The sequence below is a fragment of the Microbacterium sp. CCH5-D1 genome, from assembly GCF_001557335.1.
In the GTDB taxonomy this organism is placed as follows: domain Bacteria; phylum Actinomycetota; class Actinomycetes; order Actinomycetales; family Microbacteriaceae; genus Microbacterium; species Microbacterium oxydans.
This window is the reverse complement of the sequence record NZ_LSJW01000168.1, coordinates 1-21983: the sequence shown is the minus strand read 5'-3', so window position 1 is coordinate 21983 and position 21983 is coordinate 1. Positions and strand designations below refer to the sequence as shown.

General features: G+C 67.8%; 22 protein-coding genes, 1 tRNA gene and 1 pseudogene. 16 read left to right on the top strand and 8 right to left on the bottom strand.

Annotated elements, in window-relative coordinates; genetic code table 11:
• Both AX744_RS10320 and pepN read right to left on the bottom strand, forming a co-directional pair.
• A partial coding sequence (locus AX744_RS10320) for a mechanosensitive ion channel family protein (protein WP_157543576.1) occupies positions 1–970 on the bottom strand: 970 nt, incomplete at its 3' end.
• A gap of 147 nt (positions 971–1117) precedes the next feature.
• On the bottom strand, positions 1118–3670 hold the full coding sequence (pepN, locus tag AX744_RS10315; protein ID WP_061016724.1) for an aminopeptidase N: 2553 nt from the start codon (positions 3668–3670) through the stop codon (positions 1118–1120).
• Between the two features lie 179 nt (positions 3671–3849).
• On the opposite strand from pepN, the gene AX744_RS10310 reads away from it, so the two are divergent.
• From AX744_RS10310 to AX744_RS10290, 5 genes are read left to right on the top strand one after another with little or no spacing between them, the layout of a single operon-like run.
• Positions 3850–5034, top strand: coding sequence for a ferrochelatase (locus AX744_RS10310; protein WP_061016723.1), 1185 nt, complete (start codon positions 3850–3852; stop codon positions 5032–5034).
• A 38-nt stretch (positions 5035–5072) separates the two neighbouring features.
• Positions 5073–5558, top strand: coding sequence for a ribose-5-phosphate isomerase (locus AX744_RS10305; protein WP_061016721.1), 486 nt, complete (start codon positions 5073–5075; stop codon positions 5556–5558).
• A 1-nt stretch (position 5559) separates the two neighbouring features.
• Entirely contained in the window at positions 5560–6558 is a 999-nt protein-coding gene (locus AX744_RS10300) for an Fpg/Nei family DNA glycosylase (RefSeq protein ID WP_061016718.1), read from the top strand.
• Between the two features lie 38 nt (positions 6559–6596).
• Positions 6597–7244: an FMN-binding negative transcriptional regulator gene (locus AX744_RS10295; RefSeq protein WP_046747028.1), complete on the top strand. Its 648-nt coding sequence runs from the start codon at positions 6597–6599 to the stop codon at positions 7242–7244.
• Positions 7241–8737 carry an amidohydrolase gene (locus tag AX744_RS10290; RefSeq protein WP_061016717.1) on the top strand — a complete coding sequence of 499 codons (1497 nt, stop codon included), beginning with the start codon at positions 7241–7243 and terminating at the stop codon, positions 8735–8737. The genes AX744_RS10295 and AX744_RS10290 overlap by 4 nt, the downstream gene beginning before the upstream one ends.
• Before the next feature lie 75 nt (positions 8738–8812).
• Here AX744_RS10290 and AX744_RS10285 read toward each other — a convergent pair whose 3' ends face one another.
• Positions 8813–9298: a Dps family protein gene (locus tag AX744_RS10285; RefSeq protein WP_046747026.1), complete on the bottom strand. Its 486-nt coding sequence runs from the start codon at positions 9296–9298 to the stop codon at positions 8813–8815.
• A gap of 130 nt (positions 9299–9428) precedes the next feature.
• On the opposite strand from AX744_RS10285, the gene AX744_RS10280 reads away from it, so the two are divergent.
• The 3 genes from AX744_RS10280 to AX744_RS20990 all read left to right on the top strand — a co-directional run bounded on the left by AX744_RS10280 (position 9429) and on the right by AX744_RS20990 (position 10432).
• Positions 9429–9965 (top strand): gamma carbonic anhydrase family protein, encoded by a 537-nt coding sequence (locus AX744_RS10280; RefSeq protein ID WP_061016715.1) that lies wholly within the window; start codon positions 9429–9431, stop codon positions 9963–9965.
• 30 nt (positions 9966–9995) lie between these two features.
• A tRNA-Ile gene (locus AX744_RS10275) sits at positions 9996–10069 on the top strand.
• 54 nt (positions 10070–10123) lie between these two features.
• Positions 10124–10432 (top strand): hypothetical protein, encoded by a 309-nt coding sequence (locus AX744_RS20990; protein WP_227751213.1) that lies wholly within the window; start codon positions 10124–10126, stop codon positions 10430–10432.
• Between the two features lie 90 nt (positions 10433–10522).
• Here the strand turns inward: AX744_RS20990 and AX744_RS21850 are convergent.
• Positions 10523–10696: pseudogene (locus AX744_RS21850) on the bottom strand (helix-turn-helix domain-containing protein); the annotation flags it as partial.
• A 106-nt stretch (positions 10697–10802) separates the two neighbouring features.
• Here AX744_RS21850 and AX744_RS10260 point away from each other — a divergent pair.
• A complete protein-coding gene (locus tag AX744_RS10260) occupies positions 10803–12047 on the top strand; it encodes a globin domain-containing protein (RefSeq protein WP_265333148.1) in 1245 nt (414 codons plus the stop codon).
• 116 nt (positions 12048–12163) lie between these two features.
• Complete coding sequence (locus AX744_RS10255) at positions 12164–12424, top strand: DUF6458 family protein (protein ID WP_046747022.1); 261 nt, start codon at positions 12164–12166, stop codon at positions 12422–12424.
• Between the two features lie 111 nt (positions 12425–12535).
• Here the strand turns inward: AX744_RS10255 and AX744_RS10250 are convergent, their stop codons facing one another.
• Positions 12536–12853, bottom strand: a complete 318-nt coding sequence (locus tag AX744_RS10250) for a DUF7882 family protein (RefSeq protein ID WP_046747021.1) — start codon at positions 12851–12853, stop codon at positions 12536–12538.
• A gap of 237 nt (positions 12854–13090) precedes the next feature.
• Entirely contained in the window at positions 13091–14002 is a 912-nt protein-coding gene (locus tag AX744_RS10245) for a helix-turn-helix transcriptional regulator (protein WP_061016708.1), read from the bottom strand.
• 138 nt (positions 14003–14140) lie between these two features.
• Here AX744_RS10245 and AX744_RS10240 point away from each other — a divergent pair, with 138 nt between their 5' ends.
• On the top strand, positions 14141–15040 hold the full coding sequence (locus AX744_RS10240) for an alpha/beta fold hydrolase (protein ID WP_058631156.1): 900 nt from the start codon (positions 14141–14143) through the stop codon (positions 15038–15040).
• Here the strand turns inward: AX744_RS10240 and AX744_RS10235 are convergent.
• The gene (locus tag AX744_RS10235) at positions 15012–15485 is read right to left on the bottom strand and encodes an Lrp/AsnC family transcriptional regulator (RefSeq protein ID WP_045265266.1); all 474 of its coding nucleotides are present in this window, start codon (positions 15483–15485) and stop codon (positions 15012–15014) included. The two genes, AX744_RS10240 and AX744_RS10235, sit on opposite strands and share 29 nt — an antisense overlap.
• Before the next feature lie 171 nt (positions 15486–15656).
• Between AX744_RS10235 and pdhA the strand changes: the two genes are divergently transcribed.
• The 3 genes from pdhA to AX744_RS10220 are packed head-to-tail and all read left to right on the top strand — an operon-like array spanning position 15657 to position 19146.
• Positions 15657–16772, top strand: coding sequence for a pyruvate dehydrogenase (acetyl-transferring) E1 component subunit alpha (gene pdhA / locus AX744_RS10230; protein WP_061016706.1), 1116 nt, complete (start codon positions 15657–15659; stop codon positions 16770–16772).
• Positions 16773–16774: 2 nt separating this feature from the next.
• Complete coding sequence (locus AX744_RS10225; protein WP_045265268.1) at positions 16775–17785, top strand: alpha-ketoacid dehydrogenase subunit beta; 1011 nt, start codon at positions 16775–16777, stop codon at positions 17783–17785.
• Positions 17782–19146, top strand: coding sequence for a dihydrolipoamide acetyltransferase family protein (locus AX744_RS10220; RefSeq protein WP_061016704.1), 1365 nt, complete (start codon positions 17782–17784; stop codon positions 19144–19146). The genes AX744_RS10225 and AX744_RS10220 overlap by 4 nt, the downstream gene beginning before the upstream one ends.
• Here AX744_RS10220 and AX744_RS10215 read toward each other — a convergent pair.
• Positions 19139–19747, bottom strand: a complete 609-nt coding sequence (locus tag AX744_RS10215) for a TetR/AcrR family transcriptional regulator (RefSeq protein WP_058631159.1) — start codon at positions 19745–19747, stop codon at positions 19139–19141. The genes AX744_RS10220 and AX744_RS10215 overlap by 8 nt on opposite strands.
• A 112-nt stretch (positions 19748–19859) precedes the next feature.
• Here AX744_RS10215 and AX744_RS10210 point away from each other — a divergent pair, with 112 nt between their 5' ends.
• On the top strand, positions 19860–21413 hold the full coding sequence (locus AX744_RS10210; RefSeq protein ID WP_061016702.1) for a carboxyl transferase domain-containing protein: 1554 nt from the start codon (positions 19860–19862) through the stop codon (positions 21411–21413).
• A gap of 11 nt (positions 21414–21424) precedes the next feature.
• On the top strand, positions 21425–21983 hold a 559-nt coding region (locus AX744_RS10205), incomplete at its 3' end, for a biotin carboxylase N-terminal domain-containing protein (RefSeq protein WP_331709304.1).

Sequence of the window (21983 nt, the reverse complement as noted above, 5' to 3'; positions counted from 1 at the left end):
GGTTCGCACCGCGGACCCGCCGTGCACCGTCGAGCCCCGTCGGCACCACGTCGACCATTCGGGGCACGCCGATCTCCTTCTCGAGGAGGGCAGCGCGCAGGCGGCGACGCAGCTCCTGGGCCACGTCGTCCTTGGCATTGGCCCTGGCCTTGATGACGATACGCACCACGAGCGCGTCCCCGTCGATGGACTCCAAGCCCCACAGCTCGGGCTTCTCGATGATGCGCGTACGCCACTTCGGATCCTTCGACAGTCCCTGCGCGGTCTCGAGCATGATGTGCTCGACCTGTTCGAGGTCGGAGTCGGCCGGCACGCCGATGTCGATGATGGAGCGCGCCCACCCCTGCGACATGTTGCCGATCCGGGTCACCTCACCGTTGCGCACGTACCAGAGCGTGCCGTTGACGTCGCGCACCTGGGTGATGCGCACACTCACGTATTCGACCACACCGCTCGCGAGACCGAGATCCACCACATCGCCGATGCCGATCTGGTCCTCGGCCACGAGGAACATGCCGTTGAGCACGTCCTTGACGATGTTCTGGGCGCCGAAACCGAGACCAGCGCCGACCGCAGCGGTCAGGAGGGTCAGCGAGCCGAGCAGACTCGAATCGAGCGCGTTCACGATCAGCACGATCGCGATCACGACCAGCATCACGTTCACGATGTTCTGCAGGATGGTGCCGAGCGTGCGTGTGCGCTGCACCAGGCGCATATCCGCGAGCGGAGAGCGCTCGAGTGCCTGAGTGTCGTCGACCGACGCCTTGTTCTTCGCGCTGTCGACGATGCGGTGCACCACACGTCGGATGACGAGCCGCAGGACGAGCCCGATCACGATGCAGCTGACGATGATGATGGCGACCGTCAGGGCATTCATGCCGACCTGGCCGAGCCAGGCGAGCAGCGCCTTCACCCAGTCGGGGAGGGGGATCTCCGCAGGTGGTTCGGTGACAGTGGAGGGAAGAATCATCACCTCCGATCCTAGCGAGCGGGCCTCTGTGCGGGCTGGGTGGAACCCCGCGTCAAAACGGAGACCATCCGGCCCGACCGCAGCGTGTCATTGGTGGACACAGAGGGATCAGAGCGGATGGTCTCCGTTTTCGCTGGTGTTCGGGTATCAGTCCTCGGCGTCGCGGGCCTGCGCGGCCAGGGCGCGCTCGACATCGGCGAGGTTCTCGAGCACGAGGCGTCGCAGAGCAGGGGCGACATCCTGGTGCTCCGAGAGCCAGCCGCGGGTCGCGTCGCGCAGGGCGATGTCCGCCAGTGCGGTCGGGAACAGCCCCACGATCAGGTACTGCGCGATCTGGTAGGTCCGCGACTCCCAGATCGGCAGCAGCATGTCGAAGTACGCCGGGACGAACTCCTCGAGCACCGCAGCCCCCGCCGGGTGGGTGAACCCGAGTGCTGCGGAGCGCACGATCGTGTTCGGAGCATCATCGCGCTCGATCAACGACGCCCACGCGGCCTTCTTGGAGGCGGAGTCCGGCAGGGACGCGCGTGCCTGAGCCGCGAACTCCCCGCCCTTGGCGGTGTTGTCCGCGGCGAGAGCGGCATCGATCGTGGCGGCGTCCGTCGCGCCGATCGTGGCGAGCCCGGCGAGCAGCTGCCAGTTCAGGTCAGCGTCGATCTCCAGCCCGGGGAGCGTGTCCTCACCGGAGCGCAGACGTCCGACGATGCCCGCGTGCTCAGGAGTGACCAGAGCGTTGGCGAAGGCCGTGACGAACTGCAGCTGGCTGTCGCTGCCGGGGTCGGCCGACTCTGCCAGGCTCCACAGACCATCCGCCACCTTGAGGCGCGCGGCCTCGCGGTCGGCCGGTGCGACGTAGAGGTTCGCCGCGGTGCGCAGTTGCGCGAGCGTGGTGCGCACCGTCGTCGACTCGGTCTCACGCCCGATGTTGCCGAGCACGAGGTCGATGTACTCGGAAGCGCCGGTCTCGGCGTCGCGGGTCTGATCCCATGCCGCGCCCCAGACGAGCGAACGGGCGAGCGGGTCGTGGATGTCGGCGAGGTGTGCGATCGCGGTGGCCAGAGACTTCTCGTCGAGGCGGATCTTCGCGTAGGCGAGGTCGTTGTCGTTGAGGAGCACGAGGTCGGGGCGGGTGAGGCCCTGCAGCTCGGGGATCTCGGTGCGGTCGCCGTCGACGTCCACTTCGAGGTAGTGCGTGCGGGTGAGCGAGCCGTCCGTGAGGGTGTAGAAGCCGATGCCGAGACGGTGCGGACGGATGGTCGGGTAGTCGGCCGGAGCGGTCTGCGTGATCGCGAAGCGCGAGATCGTGCCGTCGTGGCCCTCGGCGATGACCGGCTCCAGCGTGTTCACGCCGGCGGTCTCCAGCCACTTCTTGGACCACGTGCCGAGGTCGCGGCCGCTGGTGGCTTCGAGCTCGGTGAGCAGGTCGCTGAGCTCCGTGTTGCCCCAGGAGTGCTTCTGGAAGTACTGCGAGACGCCCGAGAAGAACGCCTCGATACCGACCCAGGCGGCCAGCTGCTTCAGGACGGAGCCGCCCTTGGCGTAGGTGATCCCATCGAAGTTCACCTGCACGTCTTCGAGGTCGTTGATCTCGGCGACGATCGGGTGGGTCGAGGGGAGCTGGTCCTGGCGGTAGGCCCAGGTCTTCTCCATGGCGTTGAACGTGGTCCATGCCTCGGTCCACTCGGTGGCCTCCGCCGTGGCGATGGTCGAGGCCCACTCGGCGAACGACTCGTTCAGCCAGAGGTCGTTCCACCACTTCATGGTGACGAGGTCGCCGAACCACATGTGAGCGAGCTCGTGCAGGATCGTGACGACGCGACGTTCCTTGACGGCGTCCGTCACCTTGCTGCGGAAGACGTAGGTCTCGGTGAAGGTGACGGCTCCCGCGTTCTCCATGGCGCCGGCGTTGAACTCCGGCACGAAGAGCTGGTCGTACTTGGCGAACGGGTACGGTACGCCGAACTTCGACTCGAAGTAGGCGAAGCCCTCGCGGGTCTTGTCGAAGATGTAGTCGGCGTCGAGGTGCTGCCACAGGCTCTTGCGGCCGTACACGCCGAGGGGGATGACGCGGCCGGAGGCGCTCGTCAGCTCCGAGAAGGTCGACTCGTAGGGACCGGCGACCAACGCCGTGATGTACGAGGAGATGCGCGGCGTCGGCTCGAAGCCCCACGTGGCGGTGACGTCATCGTCGTGCACGATGGGCTCGGGGGTGGGCGAGTTGGAGACGACCTTCCATGCGGCCGGTGCGGTCACGGTGAACTGGAACGTCGCTTTGAGGTCGGGCTGCTCGAAGACCGCGAACACCCGACGCGAGTCGGGCACCTCGAACTGCGAGTAGAGGTAGACCTCGCCATCGACGGGATCGACGAAACGGTGCAGGCCCTCGCCGGTGTTCGTGTACTCGCAGTCGGCGTCCACGACGAGGACGTTCTCCGCCTGCAGTCCCTCGAGCGTGATGCGCGAGTCGGCGAAGACCTCGTTGGGGTCGAGCTGCTCCCCGTTGAGGGAGATCTCACGGACCTCCCGCGCGATCAGATCGATGAAGGTGAAGCTCTCGGGCGTGGCGGTGAAGCGGACGACGCTCCGAGAGCCGAAGACCTCGGCGCCCTTGGTCAGATCGAGGGCGACTTCGTAGGACTGCGTGTCGACGACGTCGCGGCGCTCCTGCGCTTCGATACGGGTGAGGTTCTCTCCAGGCACAGCTGTACTCCCAGGGGTGAGGGGATGTCACCGGGGCTGGGCGCAGTTGGCGCCGACGGCAACCCTGACAGCCTACGCCAGTGCGGGGAATGCCCGATCTCCATCGCGGTGCAGGGGAATCGGATAGAAGCGGTGCTCGCGCGCACTCCGGCACTCCGTAGAAGTGGGAGGATGGACGGGTGACTGCGATCGAGCCGAATGTCGTCCCCTTTGCCTCGCCTGCTGCCTCCGGTGGTGCACCTTTCGTGACCGCACCGGTCGCCTATGACGCGATCCTGCTCGCCGGATTCGGCGGGCCCGAGGGCCAGGAGGATGTGATCCCGTTCCTCAGGAACGTGACGCGCGGCCGCGGCATCCCCGACGAGCGGCTCGAGGAAGTCGCGCACCACTACCGCCACTTCGGCGGGGTGAGTCCGATCAACGGTCAGAACCGCGTGCTCAAGGAGGCGCTGCAGAACGCTCTCGCCGAGCGGGGCATCACGCTCCCGGTCTACTGGGGCAACCGCAACTGGGCGCCGTACCTGGAAGAGGTCGTGACCGAGGCATCGGGCAACGGGCACAACACCCTGCTCGCCTTCGCCACGAGTGCGTACAGCTCGTTCTCCAGCTGCCGCCAGTACCGGGAGGACTTCGCCCGCATCCTGGAGGAGACCGGCCTGGGCGAGACCGTCACGATCGACAAGATCCGCCCGTTCTACGATCACCCCGGCTTCGTCGAGGCGTTCGAGACCGGTGTCCGTGAGGCCATCGAGAACTTCCTCGCCGAAGGCATCGCAGCCGCGGACATCCAGATCCTCTTCTCGACGCACAGCATCCCCACCGCCGACGCCGAGCGCTCGGGTGCCCGCGACATCGAGTGGGGTGAGGGCGGCGCCTATGCCGCGCAGCACCTCGCCGTCGCCGCGTGGGTCATGGATCGCGTCCGCCAGACCGTCCCGGCGGCCGCCGATGTGTCGTGGGAGCTCGTCTACCAGTCCCGCTCCGGTCCCGCCTCGCAGCCGTGGCTCGAGCCCGATGTCTGCGACGTGATCGGCGAGCTGCCCGAGCGCGGACGCAAGGCCGTCGCCGTCGTGCCGGTGGGATTCATGAGCGACCACATGGAGGTCCTGTGGGACCTCGACACCGAGGCGGCGGAGGCCGCGGAGGAAGCGGGACTCTCCTTCACCCGTACTCCGACCCCCGGCGTATCGCCGGCATTCGTCGCGGGCATCGTCGATCTGATCGAGGAGCGCCTCCAGGGGCGTCCCAACGAGGAACGCGCTCACGTCACTTCCCTTCCCGGCGGGTTCGACGTGTGCCGCCCCGGTTGTTGCGAGAACATCCGGGCGGGCTTCAAACCGGCTGCCGCAGGCGTCGCTCCGTGACCTCTCGGTGAGCGGCGCGCGCTTCTAGGATGGGACACATGCGCATCCATATCGCCACCGACCACGCGGGCCTCGACTTCTCCACGCAGCTGCAGGACCATCTGCGCGCCGCCGGGCACGAGGTCGTCGATCACGGCCCCGTCGAGTACGACGCGGTCGACGACTACCCGGCGTTCTGCATCCGCGCGGCGCAGGCCGTCATCGCCGATCGGCGTGCGGGCGTCGAGGCGCTCGGCGTCGTCTTCGGCGGCTCCGGAAACGGCGAGCAGATCGCCGCGAACAAGGTCGAGGGCGTACGTGCCGCGCTCGTCTGGAACCTCTCGACCGCGGAGCTGGCCCGCGAGCACAACGATGCGAACGTGATCTCCATCGGCGCGCGTCAGCACACGTACGACGAGGTCACCTCGTTCATCGACCGCTTCATCACGACCCCGTTCTCGGGCGACGAGCGCCACGTGCGGCGCATCGGACAGATCGCCGACTTCGAACGCGACGGCTCACTGCTCCCGGACCCGCGGGCCTGACATGCCCGAGGGTCATTCCGTCCACCGGATCGCTCGGCAGTTCGACCGCAACTTCGTCGGCAAGACGCTGAGCGCTTCCAGCCCGCAGGGTCGGTTCGCCGAAGGAGCATCCCTGCTCGACGGCCGTGCCGCGGTGAGCGTGCAGGCGGTCGGCAAGCAGATGTTCCTGGAGACGGAAGGCGACCTGTGGCTCCGGGTGCATCTCGGCCTGTATGGAGCGTGGGACTTCGCCGGTGAGATCGTCGTCGACCCGACCATCGCCTCCGCCAACGGCCGCATGGGCCAGACCAATCAGCGGGGCACGATCCTCGAGGACCCGATCCTCGATGATGCGGGGGAGAACTCGCTGTCCTCGATCGGTGCGCCCCGACGCACGCGGGTGCACGTGCGCATGTCCGAGCAGACGAAGGGGCTCGCTGATGAGGGCATGGAGTGGCCGCCGCCCGTGGTCGGTCAGGTTCGACTGCGTCTGATGACCGACATCACTGCGGCCGACCTCCGAGGGCCGACCGCGTGCGTCCTGCAGACACCTGAGGAGATGTTCGCGACCGTCGCAAAACTGGGCCCTGACCCCCTGGTCGGCGATCCGGTCGAGAACGAGGAGCGTTTCGTCCGCGCTGTCAGGAAGAAGCCGACGGTGATCGCACTCCTGCTCATGGACCAGTCGGTCGTGAGCGGCATCGGGAACGTCTACCGCGCCGAGATGCTGTTCCGGCAGAGGCTGAACCCGCACACGCCGGGTCGCGACGTTCCCGAAGACGTCGTGCGCGCGCTCTGGCACGACTGGGTGCGTCTGCTCGCCATCGGTGTGGAGACGGGGCAGATGATGACGATGGACGGTCTGACCGGCGCGGACTACCGCGCCGCCATGGCCAACCGGGACGATCGTCACTGGGTCTATCACCGCGCTGGTCTGCCCTGCCGTATCTGCGGGACCGAGATCGCGCTGGAGGAGATCGGCGCTCGGAAGCTCTACTGGTGCCCGCGTTGCCAAGCGTGATCCGCCCGCGCCGCCACCACCGGATCTAGGCTGATCGAATGCGACAGAATCCCAGCTTCACGCTGGCCGATGTGCCCGAGATCCGCCGCGTGATCGAGGCGAACCCCTGGGCGACGATCATGAGCTCTGGCGGAGAGGGGCTCGTGGCCTCGCACTACGCCGTCCTGCTCGATGACGCCCACGACGACCTCACCGTCGTGGGTCACGTGGGTCGTCCTGACGACCTCATCCACGGGCTGGGGGAGGACCGAGAGATGCTGGTGGCCTTCCAGGGCCCGCACGGCTACATCTCGCCCGGATGGTACGGCGATGTGCCCGCGGTGCCGACCTGGAACTACACCGCTGTCCATCTGTCCGGCGTTCCCGAGATCCTGAGCGCCGAGGAGAACCTCGTCGTGCTCGACCGCCTCGTCGCGCACTTCGAATCCCTGATGCCGGAACCGCGACGCATGTGGGAGCGCCCCAACGACGCGGCCTACGTGGAGCGGCTGGCCGCGGGAACGGTGGGTTTCCGGTTGACACCGACACGAGTCGTCGCCAAGAGGAAGCTCAGCCAGAACAAGGCGCCGGAGACGATCGAGACGGTGATCGAGGAGCTCTCCGGCGACGGGCCCTATGCGAACCCGGCCCTCGCCGCGGAGATGCGGCGCGCGCAGGACGCACGCCGAGGAGGGGTACAGCAGTGACCGAACGCGGCGCCGCCATCGACACCATCACAGCCGTGCGGATCGCCGGACCAGGACGCGAGTTCCTGATGGACGACGAACCGGTCGACATCTTCATCGCCGATGGACGCATAGTCGACATCGCCCCGACCGGTGCTCTGTCCGCCCGCGGCCGCGCCCTCGCCGCCGACGGCGCCTGGGCGGTTCCCGGTCTCTGGGACAACCACGTCCACACCGTCCAATGGGCGCTGACATCGGAGCGCGCGCCGCTCGGACACGCGGAATCCGCAGCGGCCGCCGCGGGTGCGATGAGTGGTGTTCCCCCGCTGGCGGACGGTCGACGCGTCGGGACCGGTTTCCGAGATGCGCTGTGGCCGGATCGTCCGTCACTCGAACTCCTGGACACAGCCACCGGCGGCGTTCCCACCTACCTCATCAACGCCGACGTCCACAGCGTCTGGTTGAACAGCGCTGCACTCGCTCGTGAGGGCTTCCGCAGCGAGGACGGCGTGCTGCGCGAGACCGATGCTTTCGAGATCTCGCGGCGCCTCAATGCCGTCGACGCCGCTCATGGTGACCGTGCGATGGTGCGGGCAGGGGAGCAGGCCGCGGCACGAGGTGTCACCGGCCTCGTCGACTTCGACATGGCGTGGAGTGCGGAAGCGTGGCCGCGACGGGTGCAGGCGGGCTTCGCCTCCCATCGCGTTGAGTTCGCGGTGTACCCGTTCGACCTCGAACGCGCCATCGACGCCGGGCTCCGCACGGGTGAACTCCATGAACTGACCGAGACTCCGGCCCGCGGGGCGGGGCTCGTGCGCGTCGGGCCGCTGAAGATCATCACAGACGGTTCCCTGGGCACTCGGACAGCCGCGTGCTCGCACGCCTACCCGGGAGATCCCGGCAACTTCGGCATGCTCACGGTGCCCTCCGACGAGTTGGTCGACCTCCTCACCCGCGCGACCGGCGCAGGACTGGGGGTGGCGGTGCACGCGATCGGCGACAGGGCCATCACCTCGGCGCTGGATGCCTTCACCACCACGGGCGCAGCCGGATCGATAGAGCATGTCCAGCTCGTGCGACACACCGACCTCGCGCGGTTCGCTCGCCTCGGTGTGATCGCCAGCGTTCAGCCGCAGCACGCCGTCGATGATCGCGATCTGGTGGACCGGCACTGGTCGGAGCAGACCTCGATCGGCTATCCCCTCGCATCACTGCGCGCATCAGGGGCACAGTTGCGCTTCGGTTCCGACGCCCCGGTGGCCCCGCTTGATCCGTGGCAGGCCATCTCCGCAGCGGTGTCCCGGACGGCCGACGCGCGAGCAGCATGGCATCCGGAAGAGCGGATCACGGTCGCCCAGGCACTGGAAGCGAGCGTGCGTACTTCGCTGCGGCCGGGTGAGCCCGCCGACATCGTCCTGTGTGCGGCGGACCCGCTGACGTCGACGGGGCCGGCTCTGCGGTCGATGAGCGTGCTCTCCACCGTCTTGCGGGGATACGTCACACACGCGCACTGATGGGTTACTCGTGCAGCAAGGGCGGCCCTCGGAGAACCGAGGACCGCCCTTGCCACGTTCAGACGATGTCTGCGATCAGGCCGCGATGTGCGAGACGAGGAACCAACGGTCCTTCTCGAGGCCGCGCTGGATCTCGATCGCGACGTCCTGGCTGGTGAGGTCGACCTCGTCGAGGCCTTCCACAGCGGCCTTGACGTCGACGAGGATGGCGTCGATGTCGGAGATCACCGCGCGGATCAGCTCGTCGGACTGTGCGAAGCCGGCCGCGACCGACGTCGAGCCCGCCTTCTCCGCGACGGCGCTCACGCGTGCATCGATCGGCAGACCGAGAGCGACGATACGCTCAGCGGCGGTGTCGGCGAAGTCGCCGGCGTGGGCGACGATCGTGTCGAGCAGCTCGTGCACGCCGACGAAGTTCGCGCCGCGGACATGCCAGTGGGCCTGCTTGCCGTTGATGGTCAGTGCCTGGAGACCGAGGACGACAGGGGAGAGGAACTGGGCCGCCCCTGCAGCCACGGTCGGGTCGATGGCGGTGGTGGAAACGGTCTGTGCCTTGCTCATCTTGTGCTCCTCCGGAACGGTTTCTCGTATCTGATGAAGACAACGCTACTCAGCGTCAGACATTCCGCAAGCAAGCTGAGGCTCGGCTCACTTCCGCGTGATTCCGCGGAAGTGAGGGTAGTCTCGCCTCATGAGCATCGCGTCCGGAGCCTCCATCCTCGCCCTGCCGAACAGTACGCCGTCGATCGACGCGACGGCATTCGTCGCCGACGGCGCTCGCATCGTCGGCGACGTCAGCCTCGCGGCGGGCTCCAGCGTCTGGTACAACGCCGTCCTTCGCGGGGATTCGGCGCAGATCGTCATCGGCCCCGGCTCCAATCTCCAGGACAACGTTTCCGTCCACGTCGATGCAGCGCATCCTGTGGTGATCGGCTCCAAGGTCTCGGTCGGACACAACGCGGTCGTGCACGGCTGCACGATCGGCGACGGAAGCCTGGTGGGAATGGGGGCGGTGATACTCAGCGGTGCCGTCATCGGCGAAGGATGTCTCATCGCCGGAGGAGCGGTCGTCCTCGGCGGGACGGAGATCCCCGCAGGCTCTCTCGTCGCCGGCGTGCCGGCGAAGGTGCGTCGAGCGCTCAGCGAAGAGGAGCGAGCGGAACTCCTGGCCAACGCCGACATCTATCTCGGACACTCGCAGACGCACTCGGCGGCGACGCGGGTGTGAGCGCCCCGGCCGCTAGGCTGGGACCCGTACGGGGCGGTGGCCAAGCTGGTTAAGGCAGTGGGCTCATAACCCAACGATCGTCGGTTCAAGTCCGACCCGCCCTACTCGCGATCCTCAGCGGATCCCTGGTCGCTCGATGACAGCAGCAGCGTGCAGCGATGCGGCGTCACGAACGGATCGAGTCGCCGCATCTCCAGAGGACCATCGCCCAGTCGGAGCACATCGCGCACGAGTTGCGCATGCACGGCGCATACGAGCGCCTGATCCTCGGCGAGCAGGCCGCGGTACCGGCAGGGAGCAAGATCGAATCGGAGCGTTTCCTCGTCGACGACGGGGTTCAGACCGGCATCGTCGAGGTGCTCGTACAGGACGTCAACCTGCCGGAGGGCCTGCTCGCCGAGGCGCGGACTCTCCGACGTCACGGCGCGGAGCATGCGGCCCCTCACATCGGCGCCTTCGACCCGTGACCGTGCTCTCTGGCTCGACGATGTCTCACGCACAGGGTGGAAGACGAGGGGTGGACGACCGCGATGGCCGGTGTTGACGGGCTCACTGCGAATCAGGCCTTCGTCTTCGAGCACCCGCAGGTGGTCACGTGCGGTGTTCAACGGGATCCCGCTCTCCTCGGCGAGCGCGCCGGCGTCCCGGCCGGGCCTCTCCTGGATGGAGCGGAGCAGGCGCAGGCGCCGCGGTTGGGTCAGACCTCGGAAGTCATGGGCTCGACGGGGCATGGGGCGAGGATAAGCACGCCGGCAGAGAGGAGGGCGCGTTTCGGCCGGAAATAACCCGGTGAAAGGGCGCGCGCACTCCGTCTGGTCCGGCGATGGTGGAACGACCATGACGCTGAAGAGAAGGGAAGTCATGAAGCTCTCAACGGAGTCCGAGGCGGTCGTACGTGCGACCGCAGGAGTCGTAGCCGCGCACGCGGATGAGATCACCACGCTGTTCTACCGGGAGATGTTCACCGCGCACCCCGAACTGCTGCGGGTGTTCAACCGTGCGAACCAGGCTATCGGCGAGCAGCCGCGAGCTCTGGCCGCGTCGGTCGTCGCCTTCGCCGTGCACCTCATCGACCCGGACGCCCCCGACTTCACGCCGATCATGAGTCGGATCGCCCACAAACACGTCTCGCTGGGTGTCCAGGCACGCCAGTACACGATCGTCGGCCACTACCTCCTCGATGCGGTGCAGACGGTGCTCGGCGATGCGGTGACCACAGAGGTCAGAGCCGCCTGGGACGAGGTCTACTGGCTCTTCGGGTGCTCCCTCATCGCCGAAGAGGCGAAGCTGTACGCGCAGGGCGGCACCGATCCCGCCCATCCGTGGCGCAAACATCGGGTGGTGGAGCGCGTCGTCGAGTCGGACGACGTCATCTCGCTCCTCCTCGCGCCTGTCGACGGCGTCGTCGCGTCACATCGGACGGGGCAGTACGTCGCCATCGCGGTGGACCTGCCGGACGGGTCCAGACAGCCCCGCCAGTACACGATCTCCTCCGGTCCGCGAGGCGATGCGCTGCGCGTGACCGTCAAGCGTGTCCGCGGCAGTGCAGGCGTCCCCGACGGTCAGGTCTCGACCTGGCTCCACGAGCACGCCCACCCCGGCACCGTGCTCGATGTGTCCCAACCAGCAGGTGACGTCGTGCTCGATGACACCGGGCATCCCCTCGTCCTCGTCTCCGCAGGCATCGGCATCACACCGATCACCGCAATCGTCGAGGATCTGTCCCGTCGCGCCCCGGACCGCACCATCCGACTCTTCCATGCCGACCGGAACCACGACGCCCATGTGCTGTATCCCTCCTTGCGGCGACAGGTGCTCGCGATGAAGGATGCCAAGGCGCAGAACTGGTACGCGGACGGGGCGGACGCGGCCCCGACCCTCCACCCCGCGCTCCCCGGGCGGATGGACCTCTCGAATGTCGAGCTCCCGGACGACGCGGTCGTCTTCATGTGCGGCCCTCTCGAGTTCATGCGCTCTGTCCGGGCGACTCTGATCGGCCGGGGGATACCTGCGGAGCGGATCGCCTACGAGGTCTTCGGCCCCGACCTCTGGCTGCAGCAGCCGACCGTCGACGCCGCCTGACGCGCGGAGCGCCGCGGAGGAGAAGGGTTCGCGCCGATGTCAAGCCCCTCCTCGGCGCCGCGACCCCACGCCATGCTTCCGAAGTGCGGCACCGCGCCGCAGAGACAGGAGGAACAATGAGCATCGGCAGCGGAATCGCGCTCTTCGTGATCGGGGCGATCCTCGTCTTCGCGATCAACGTCGACGTTCCCTGGGTCGACCTCGACATGGTCGGCTACATCCTGATGGGAGCAGGAGTCATCATCTTCCTCATCGGCATCGTGCTGCTCGCGCGTCGCCGGCGAACGGAGACGGTCTCACGCACATACGTCGACCCCGCCACGGGGGAGCCGACCACTCGTCGCTCCGTGAGCTCCAGCGGCGACGAGGCCCTGTGAGTTGCGCCGCCCTGTGAGTTGCGCCGCCCTGTGAGCGACACCGGCTTCTGAGTGCACGCACTGACGGCGTCGGTCACCACAGTGTCCGACGCCGTCAGTGCGAGGCGGTGATCAGTCCGGCGCGATGGTCTCGAGGTGCTCCTCGACCAGGACGATGCCGCCGCTCGAACTCGCCGAGTGCGCGAGCTCCTCGATCCACCTCCGGCTCAGATCGGGAGACTCCGGTTCCTGGAAGACGAACCTCAGAGGAATCGACGGGTGGAGCCAGAGGGTCGATCGCCCAGGGGCCTCACCCTCGGGGTGACGCCAGGAGAGGGTGAAGCTCTCGTTCCGGCGGAGCTTGGTGGCGATGACCACCTTGAGGTGCGCCAAAGCGCGATCCTCGATGTAGATCGGCGTCGATGTGTCGCCGTAGTACAGGCTGCCCATCAGCAGTGGCGGCGGGACACGACGGTCAGGGGGCGGGCCATGGTTCTCCTCGATGGCATGCTCGACGGACCGGGAAGTGGTCCGGGAATTCGAACTCTAGCCAACAAATCGACGCGCACCCTGCGCCTGACGCCCCACATTGCGCTGAGCGAACAATCTGTTCGCTCAGTGTCACGTTCACAAGGCGAGTGTCACGTTCACAAGGCGAGTGTCACGTTCACAAGGCGAGCGTCACGATCACGAGGCGAGGACGGGCGCTGCACCGTAGGCGTCACGATACGCCGCAGTGAAGCGAGACGAGTTGCTGAAGCCCCAGCGGCGCGCGATCTCGGCGACCGATCGGCCCTCGCCGTTGCGGAGATCACGGTGCGCCCCGTCGAGGCGCGCCCGCCGCAGAGCGTCGGCGGGCGTCATGTCCAACGCTCGTCGAAAGGCGTACTGCAGTCCCCGTGTGGAGATGTACGACGCGGCGGCGACGTCATCGATGGTGATCGCCAGGTGCGCATTCGCGTCGATGTAGGCGAGCGCACGACGGACCGAGGCCGGCGCTCCGGCTCGCTGTGCCGGCCGCCTGAGGGAGTCGGTGAATGTGGTCGGGAACGCCGAAAGCGTCATCGTCAGGGCGTGCCGTTCGAGTTCGGCGAGGAGCAGATGATCGGTCGGCCCCGCGTTCACGGACTGATCCACGTACTCGAACATCCGCTCCCAGCGCCGAGCGTCGGCAGGGGAGTGCGGCACGAACCCCGTCGTGCGCAACTCCCGTCGGTCATCACCCGTGATCTGCCTCGCGCGCGCCTGGGCGGCGCGGTGATCGAACACGAACGCCCGTACGCGCGCTGTCCGGTCCCATCGGGCTTCGACCTCGGTGCCGTCGGACATCCAGGCCGAGCCTGCATCCAGGGACTCGCGTCCCGACCAGACACGCGCATCGGGAGCGTCGACCCGACACACCAGCAGCTGCTCCTGAGGTTCTGCCCGAGAGTGCACCTTGGCGGTGAGTCGGTAGTCGATCAGGGACGCGGTGCCGAGTTCCTCGGATCGCCAGTCGAAGCGGAAGCTGCGCGGATCCGCATCCTGCAGCGACGACGACGGAACGTACTGCTGCCATGTGGACTCCACCTGGGCCAGATCGGTGGACGTGAACTGCATGGGCTACTCCTCGTGCTACGCGCGTCGATCCCACTCGAAAGCGCACGATCAGGAGCGTATCCCACGATGCCTGAGCCTCCGCCGTGCAGGTCTCCGGGATGCACCAGAACCCGCGAGGCCGCTCGTAGACTCGGGAGTATGAGCGTGCCTTCCCCATATGCGGACCGTCTTCGTCGCCTTCCCGTGCAGCGTCGCGAGGTCGAGGTGCATGGGGGGACCACGGCATACTGGGCGTACGGCCCCGACGACGCAGACACCACGGTCGTCGCGGTGCACGGTTTCCGAGGGGAGCACCACGGCCTCGAACCGGTGCTCGCGTTCCTGCCCGAGGTGCGGGTGATCGCGCCGGATCTTCCCGGTTTCGGCGAGTCTGCCCCTGTGCCACGACGCACGCATGATCTCGACGAGTATGCGGAGTGGCTCACCGACTTCGTCGCCGAAGTCGCCCCAGGTGCCGTGATCCTCGGCCATTCCTTCGGTTCGATCGTGGCCTCAGCCGCCGTGGCACGCGGACTGCAGACCCCGCGCCTGATCCTGCTGAACCCCATCGGTGCGCCGGCGCTCGAGGGGCCGAAGGGACTGATGACACGACTTGCGGTCCTCTACTACGCTCTCGGCGCCAGGCTCCCCGAGAAGGTCGGGACGGCCCTGCTGCGCAACCGGATCATCGTCCGCGTGATGAGCATCACGATGGCCAAGACGAGGGATCCGGAACTCCGCCGGTTCATCCACGACCAGCACGACACCTATTTCTCCCGATTCTCGGATCGGGATGTACTCCGGGACGCCTTCGTCACGAGCGTTTCGCACGACGTACGCGAGTTCGCCCCCGAGATCGACGTTCCGACACTGCTCGTCGCAGCAGAGCGGGACGACATCACACCCATCGAAGCGGAGCGGAGGCTGGCGACGATGTTCCCGGACGCCCGCCTTGTCGAGATCGCGCACGTCGGACACCTGATCCACTACGAGACCCCGGCCGAAGCTGCGGGAGCCGTTCGCCGCTTCCTCAGGATTCCCGTCGCGCGAGGCCGATGAGGCCCGCCACACGGAACGGGATGACCTCACCCATCGCCAACGACGTCTCCGTGCGTTCGACGCCCTCGATGGACAGGATGCGCGCGTCCGTGTCGAAGAGGTGTCGCGCATCGCGGCAGGCCACGCGCGCGAGCAGATCGATCGATCCGCTGAGGCCGTGCGCTTGCACGACCTCAGGGATCCGGGAAAGCTCGTTGATGATGCGGGGCAGTTCCGTCTGACGGACCCCGATGCTCACGAAGGCCTGCAAGGGGAAACCGAGCACATCGGGCGAGAAGGACCGCTCGTAGGACAGGAAGATCCCGCTCTGCTCCAACCGCGCCATCCGCGCCTGGATCGTGTTGCGCGAGAGCCCCAGGTTCTCCGCGAGCGCGACGATCGTCGTGCGCGGGTCGTCGGCGAGCGCGGCGAGAAGCTCGAGATCTATGCGGTCCAGTCCTGGCATAGTGCCAAACCTTAGCAGCACTCTCTCGAGCGAAATTGAGCAACATGCTCAAGCGCTCTTGGAATGCTTGAGCGAGGTGTTGACCGGACGTACTCTCAGACCATGCCGGTGATGACGCTGGCATCAGTGCGCGGAGCCTCACGAGGGCCGCCGAGGACGAGGAGGACGACGATGTCACCGCAGGCCACGCCCATCGCAGACACGGCACAGGATCTGGAGCTCTCGGAGCGCCTCCTGAACCCCGACGGAAGCCGCATCCCGAACCCCCGGCTGGACCCGTTCGTCGCCGACGTCGATGCCGAGCAGCTGCGTTCTCTGCTCCGGGACATGGTCATCCTCCGCCGCATCGATGCCGAGGGTGTCGCGCTTCAGCGCCAGGGACAGCTCGGACTCTGGGCGCCTTGCCAGGGACAGGAAGCGACGCAGATCGGCACGGCCCGTGCCCTCGCTCCCGAGGACTTCGTGTTCCCCAGCTACCGGGAGACCGGAGTCATCTACGCGCGGGGCGCGGAACCCGGAGACTACGTGCGCATGTGGCGCGGTGAGGAAGGTGCGGCTCACGATCCCGCCGACCTCGGTGTCGCTCCCTTGCAGATCATCATCGGAGCGCAGACACTGCACGCGGTCGGCTACGCGCTCGGCATCCAGCACGACGGCGCTGACGAGGTGGCGGTGACCTACTTCGGTGACGGAGCCACCAGCCAGGGTGACGTGAACGAGGCGATGATCTTCGCCGCGTCGTACCAGGCGCCGGTCGTCTTCGTATGTCAGAACAACCACTGGGCGATCTCCGAGCCGGTCGCCGTGCAGTCGCAGTATCCGATCGCGGGAAGGGCGCCAGGATTCGGCATCCCCAGCCTGCGGGTGGACGGCAACGACGTGCTCGCCTGCATGGCGGCCATGCGCTGGGCTCTCGACCACGCGCGGTCCGGCAAGGGCCCCGCCTACATCGAAGCCGTCACTTATCGCATGGGTCCGCACACCACGGCCGACGATCCGACCCGCTACCGCGACCAGGAGGAACTGGATTCCTGGCGCCGTCGCGATCCGATCGCGCGGTTGGAGGCACACCTGCGCGCCAGCGGGGAGCTCGCCGAAGAGCACGCCGCCGAGACCCAGTCCGCAGCCGATCTCGTCGCCAAGGAGATGCGTGCCGCGTGCCTCGGCATGGTCACACGGCCGGCACTCGCCGTGTTCGACGGCGTCTACGCGGAGCCGCACACCGGACTCGAGCGGCAGCGCGATGAGTACGCCTCGTACCTCGCCACCTTCGAGAGCGAGGTGTGACCATGACCGAGCTGACTCTCGGGAAGGCCCTCGGAGCCGGTCTCCGCCAGGCGATGCGCGATGACGACAAGGTCGTGCTGCTCGGGGAGGACATCGGCAAGCTGGGAGGCGTCTTCCGCATCACCGACGGACTGCTCGACGAGTTCGGCGCTGCGCGCGTGATCGACACGCCGCTCGCCGAGTCCGGAATCGTCGGCACGGCGGTGGGCCTCGCATTCCGCGGCTACCGACCCGTCGTCGAGATCCAGTTCGACGGCTTCGTGTATCCCGCCTTCGATCAGATCGTCGCTCAGGTCGCGAAGCTGCACTACCGCACTCAGGGCCGGGTGAAGATGCCCATCACCATCCGGATCCCGTGGGCGGGCGGCATCGGCGCTGCCGAGCATCACTCGGAGTCTCCGGAGGCCTACTTCGTGCACACGGCAGGACTGCGCGTGATCGCGGTCTCGAACCCGGAGGACGCGTATCGAAGCCTGCGACAGGCCATCGCCTCCGACGACCCCGTGATCTTCTTCGAGCCGAAGCGGCTGTACCACCACAAGGGCGAGGTCGACCTCGAAGCCCCGCTGGCCGACGCGCCGCCGATGGGTCTCGCGCGCGTGGTGCGGACCGGGACGGATGCGACCCTCATCACGTACGGCGCCATGGTGTCCACCGCGCTGCAGGCAGCGGACGCCGCGGCGGATGAGGGAACGTCGCTCGAGGTCATCGATCTCCGTTCCCTCTCGCCCGTCGACTATGACTCCGTCGCGGCTTCGGTGCGGAAGACGGGCCGCGTCGTGGTCGCTCACGAGGCGTCGCGGGAAGCGGGAGTGGCCGCGGAAGTGATCGCGAGCATCACGGAGCGCTGTTTCGAGTACCTCGAGTCGGCTCCACTGCGGGTCACCGGCCACGACATCCCCTACCCGCCCGCGAAGCTCGAGAAGTACCACCTCCCGGACCTGGATCGACTGCTCGACGCCGTCGACCGGGTATTGGACCGGCCGAACAGCCTGACGGGAGCAGAGGCATGATCGCGGAGTTCCGCCTTCCCGACCTCGGGGAAGGACTGACAGAAGCCGAGGTCGTGACCTGGCTCGTCGCTCCCGGCGACAGCGTCACTCTCAACCAGACGCTCGCAGAAGTCGAGACCGCGAAAGCGGTCGTCGAGCTGCCCTCGCCCTACGAGGGCATCGTCTCGACGTTGCACGCGGAAGCAGGACAGACCATCGCCGTCGGTGCTCCTCTGATCGCCTTCGATGTCGTGGGGGAGGAGCCGGCGGCCCCGTCGCCCTCCTCGGAGCCTGGGGAGAAGGCCGAGCCGAACCTGGTGGGGTACGGCGCCGCGCCCACGAGCTCAGGGCGACCAGCGCGGCGGGCACGGAGGATCGGCGCGTCCGCTCCGGCCACCATCGACACGGCCGTTCTCGAGGCGGCACCGCACGACGCTGCTCCGTCAGCCGTCGACGCCGTGATCGAGCGCCCACGCTCGACGCCCCCGGTGCGCGCCCACGCGAAGAGGCTCGGCATCGATCTCGTGCTGGTTGCGGCAGAAGTGGGCGACCGCCTCATCACCCGCAACGATGTAGACGCCTATGCGGAACGCGTCGGCGCGCACGATCGCGCCGGCGGCGGCGTGCATTCCACGTCGTCCGCTGCACTTCCGGCCAGCCCTGCCGCACTCGCCGGCGAGGAGCGCGAGACCCGGATCCCCATCCGCGGAGTGCGCAAGCACACGGCGGCGGCGATGGTCCAGAGCGCCTTCACGGCCCCGCACGTCACCGTCTTCCATACCGTCGACGTGACCGCGACCATGGATCTGCTGTCGAGTCTCCGCGAAGATCGATCGCTGAGCGCACATCGGATCGGGCCGCTCGCCGTGGTGGCGAAGGCGGTCTGCCTCGCTCTCGGGCGGACTCCTGGCCTCAATTCGCGTTGGGATGAGGCCGCCGGCGAGATCGTCCAGCACAACTACGTCGATCTCGGGATCGCGGCGGCGACGGAGCGCGGACTGATCGTCCCCATGATCAGAGATGCCGAGCGGCTGACACTCACCGAACTCGCGGACGCCGTGAAATCCCTCGCCGAGGTCGCGCGTTCGGGGAAGACCTCGCCGGCGGGGCTCGCGGGTGGCACCTTCTCGATCTCCAACATCGGCGTGTTCGGTGTCGATGCCGGTACGCCGATCCTTCCCCCCGGTCAGTCCGGGATCCTGGCCGTGGGCGCGGTACGTCGTCAGCCCTGGGAACACCGGGGCGAGATCGCGCTGCGGCAGCTGATGACCCTCAGTCTCTCTTTCGACCACCGGATGGTCGACGGCGCGGAGGGCGCCCGGTTCCTGAAGGATGTGGCCGACCTCCTCGAGGAGCCGGGGCGGGCGATGCTCCTCAGCTAGTCGCGCGCACGGCAGCATCCGCCATCGCGATCAACACGGTCGCGGTGGCGGAGTGCCGTCTGGCCGCCGCACGCGTGCTGTGCGGCGTGGAGTTGATGAGTCCGAAGCAGGCCTGCACGCGCAGACGCAGCTCGTCCGGATCGGCGCCGTCCGTGCCGCCTCGATGCAACGGAGCCAGGGCCGCCATCCACAATTCGATGTAGGCGCGTTGCAGGCGGCGTACCTCGGCGCGGTCGGCATCGGACAGGAACGCGACATCGCGGTCCTGCACCTGGATCACCTCGGCGTTACCCAGGGCGAAGTCCACGTGGAACTCGATCAGCGCACGCATGCGCGCGTCGGGCGTCGGGGCCTCGTCAGCGACGCGGCGTCCGCCGTGGATGAGGTCCTGACTGACTTTGACGAGGACCGCTCCCAGCAGAGCCTGCTTACCGGCGAAATGACGATAGACGGCCGGGCCGGACACACCGACGGCAGCGCCGATGTCCTCCAGGCTCACGCCGCTGTACCCGCGCGCGGCGAACAGTCGCGCTGCGGCGTGCAGGATCGCATCGGACCGTTCGGCCTTGGCGCGGTCTCGGGCGGTGACCGGGCTTGTCATCTCAGTTAATCCTCGCTAACCTGAATCAACGGGTTAGTGAACACTAACCGAAAGTGCATGCACCGCGCCAGGGTTCGGCCCAGGGCGGACGTGGGTCGAGGAGGACATCACGATGCCGACATCCCAGGAGTCGCTCGCGCACGAACTGCGAGACCGCCTCGCCGCCGCCGCGCGCGGAGGACCGGACGCTTCTCGCGAGCGTCACCTGGCGCGAGGGAAGCTGCTCCCTCGCGATCGCGTCACCCGTGTGCTCGATGAGGGCAGCCCCTTCCTCGAGGTCGCGCCCCTCGCGGCTGACGGCCTGTACGGGGGAGAGGCGCCGGGCGCGGGCGTGATCGCCGGTATCGGTCTCGTGCACGGGCGGCACGTCATGGTGGTCTGCAACGACGCGACGGTCAAGGGCGGCACGTACTTCCCCCTCACCGTCAAGAAGCATCTTCGCGCGCAGGAGATCGCGCTGGAGAATCGCCTTCCCTGTCTCTACCTCGTCGATTCGGGGGGCGCGTTCCTCCCCAAGCAGGACGAGGTCTTCCCGGACCGCGAGCACTTCGGGCGGATCTTCTTCAATCAGGCGCGCATGTCCGCGGAGGGCATCCCGCAACTCGCCGCCGTTCTCGGCTCGTGCACCGCCGGCGGCGCCTACGTACCGGCGATGAGCGACGAGACCGTCATCGTGCGCGGCCAGGGGACCATCTTCCTCGGTGGCCCCCCGCTCGTGAAGGCCGCCATCGGGGAGATCGTCACGGCGGAGGAACTCGGCGGCGGCGAGCTGCACGCACGACGCAGCGGCGTGGTCGACCATCTCGCCGAAGACGACGAGCACGCCCTCGAGATCCTCCGCGACATCGTGGCCACGCTCCCTCCTCCCGCCGCCCCGGCCTGGGAGGTGCTCGGCAGCCGCGCTCCCTCCGAGCTGTCCAGCCTCTACGACGCCGTCCCTGTCGACGTCAATGCCGCGTACGACGTGCACGAGGTCATCTCGCGGTTGGTCGACGGCGACTCGTTCCTCGAGTTCAAGCCCGAGTACGGCACGACCCTGGTCACCGGCTTCGCCCGTCTCCACGGTCACCCCGTCGGCATCGTCGCGAACAACGGCGTGCTCTTCAGCGAGTCGGCGCTCAAGGGCGCCCACTTCATCGAGCTCTGCGACCAGCGGGGGATCCCTCTGCTCTTCCTGCAGAACATCACCGGTTTCATGGTCGGCTCCGACGCGGAGGCCGGCGGCATCGCCAAGGACGGCGCCAAGATGGTCACGGCCGTCGCCAGCACCCGTGTACCGAAGCTCACCGTCATCATCGGGGGATCCTTCGGAGCCGGGAACTATTCGATGTGCGGGCGCGCGTACTCGCCGCGGTTCTTGTGGACCTGGCCCGCCAGCCGCATCTCCGTGATGGGGGGCGCGCAGGCCGCGTCGGTGCTCGCCACTGTCAGGGAGGACCAGCTCTCCGCACGGGGCGGCTCCTGGACGGCGGAGGAGCGAGCAGCCTTCGAGGCCCCGGTCCGGGAACAGTACGAGCACCAGGGCGAGCCGTACTACGCGACCGCGCGGCTCTGGGACGACGGCATCGTCGACCCCGCCCAGACCCGCGACCTCCTCGGCCTCGCCCTCGACGTCGTCTCCCGCAGCCCGCTGCCCGAACCGCGCTTCGGCATCTTCCGGATGTGAGTGCCTTGTCCATGAATCCGACACCGACGTCGTCCGACGTCCTTTTCGACACCGTCCTCGTCGCCAACCGCGGGGAGATCGCCCGCAGGGTGATCCGCACGCTGCGGGCGCTCGGCATCCGCAGCGTCGCCGTCTACAGCGACGCCGATGCGACGAGCCCTCATGTCCGCGAGGCCGATCTGGCCGTGCGGATCGGGCCAGCGCCCGCTGCCGACTCCTACCTCGACATCGACGCCGTCATCGCCGCGGCGCGCGCCACCGGTGCGCAGGCCATCCACCCCGGCTACGGGTTCCTCTCCGAGAGCGTCGGACTCGCCGAGGCCTGCGAGGAGAGCGGGGTCGTCTTCATCGGTCCCTCCGTCGACGCCCTGCAGATCATGGGAGACAAGGCCCGCGCCCGCGATCATGTGCTGCGGTACGGGGTCCCCGTCGTCCCCGGCTTCGATGCCAAGGGACTGTCCGACACCGAGATCGCCGAAGAGGCCGAGACCGTCGGATATCCGCTGCTGGTCAAGCCCAGCGCAGGGGGAGGGGGGAAAGGGCATGGAGGTCGTCGCCGACGCGGCGGGG

What these genes read in the sequence shown, in the direction of transcription:
- AX744_RS10305 (WP_061016721.1), top strand. Translation starts at nt 5,073, where the DNA reads ATGCGCATCCATATCGCCACCGACCACGCGGGCCTCGACTTCTCCACG.
- AX744_RS20990 (WP_227751213.1), top strand. Translation starts at nt 10,124, where the DNA reads ATGCGGCGTCACGAACGGATCGAGTCGCCGCATCTCCAGAGGACCATC.
- AX744_RS10280 (WP_061016715.1), top strand. Translation starts at nt 9,429, where the DNA reads ATGAGCATCGCGTCCGGAGCCTCCATCCTCGCCCTGCCGAACAGTACG.
- AX744_RS10210 (WP_061016702.1), top strand. Translation starts at nt 19,860, where the DNA reads ATGCCGACATCCCAGGAGTCGCTCGCGCACGAACTGCGAGACCGCCTC.
- AX744_RS10235 (WP_045265266.1), bottom strand. Translation starts at nt 15,485, where the DNA reads ATGCCAGGACTGGACCGCATAGATCTCGAGCTTCTCGCCGCGCTCGCC.
- AX744_RS10285 (WP_046747026.1), bottom strand. Translation starts at nt 9,298, where the DNA reads ATGAGCAAGGCACAGACCGTTTCCACCACCGCCATCGACCCGACCGTG.
- AX744_RS10255 (WP_046747022.1), top strand. Translation starts at nt 12,164, where the DNA reads ATGAGCATCGGCAGCGGAATCGCGCTCTTCGTGATCGGGGCGATCCTC.
- AX744_RS10300 (WP_061016718.1), top strand. Translation starts at nt 5,560, where the DNA reads ATGCCCGAGGGTCATTCCGTCCACCGGATCGCTCGGCAGTTCGACCGC.
- pdhA (WP_061016706.1), top strand. Translation starts at nt 15,657, where the DNA reads ATGTCACCGCAGGCCACGCCCATCGCAGACACGGCACAGGATCTGGAG.
- AX744_RS10240 (WP_058631156.1), top strand. Translation starts at nt 14,141, where the DNA reads ATGAGCGTGCCTTCCCCATATGCGGACCGTCTTCGTCGCCTTCCCGTG.
- AX744_RS10295 (WP_046747028.1), top strand. Translation starts at nt 6,597, where the DNA reads ATGCGACAGAATCCCAGCTTCACGCTGGCCGATGTGCCCGAGATCCGC.
- AX744_RS10250 (WP_046747021.1), bottom strand. Translation starts at nt 12,853, where the DNA reads ATGGGCAGCCTGTACTACGGCGACACATCGACGCCGATCTACATCGAG.
- AX744_RS10260 (WP_265333148.1), top strand. Translation starts at nt 10,803, where the DNA reads ATGACGCTGAAGAGAAGGGAAGTCATGAAGCTCTCAACGGAGTCCGAG.
- AX744_RS10245 (WP_061016708.1), bottom strand. Translation starts at nt 14,002, where the DNA reads ATGCAGTTCACGTCCACCGATCTGGCCCAGGTGGAGTCCACATGGCAG.
- AX744_RS10225 (WP_045265268.1), top strand. Translation starts at nt 16,775, where the DNA reads ATGACCGAGCTGACTCTCGGGAAGGCCCTCGGAGCCGGTCTCCGCCAG.
- AX744_RS10215 (WP_058631159.1), bottom strand. Translation starts at nt 19,747, where the DNA reads ATGACAAGCCCGGTCACCGCCCGAGACCGCGCCAAGGCCGAACGGTCC.
- AX744_RS10220 (WP_061016704.1), top strand. Translation starts at nt 17,782, where the DNA reads ATGATCGCGGAGTTCCGCCTTCCCGACCTCGGGGAAGGACTGACAGAA.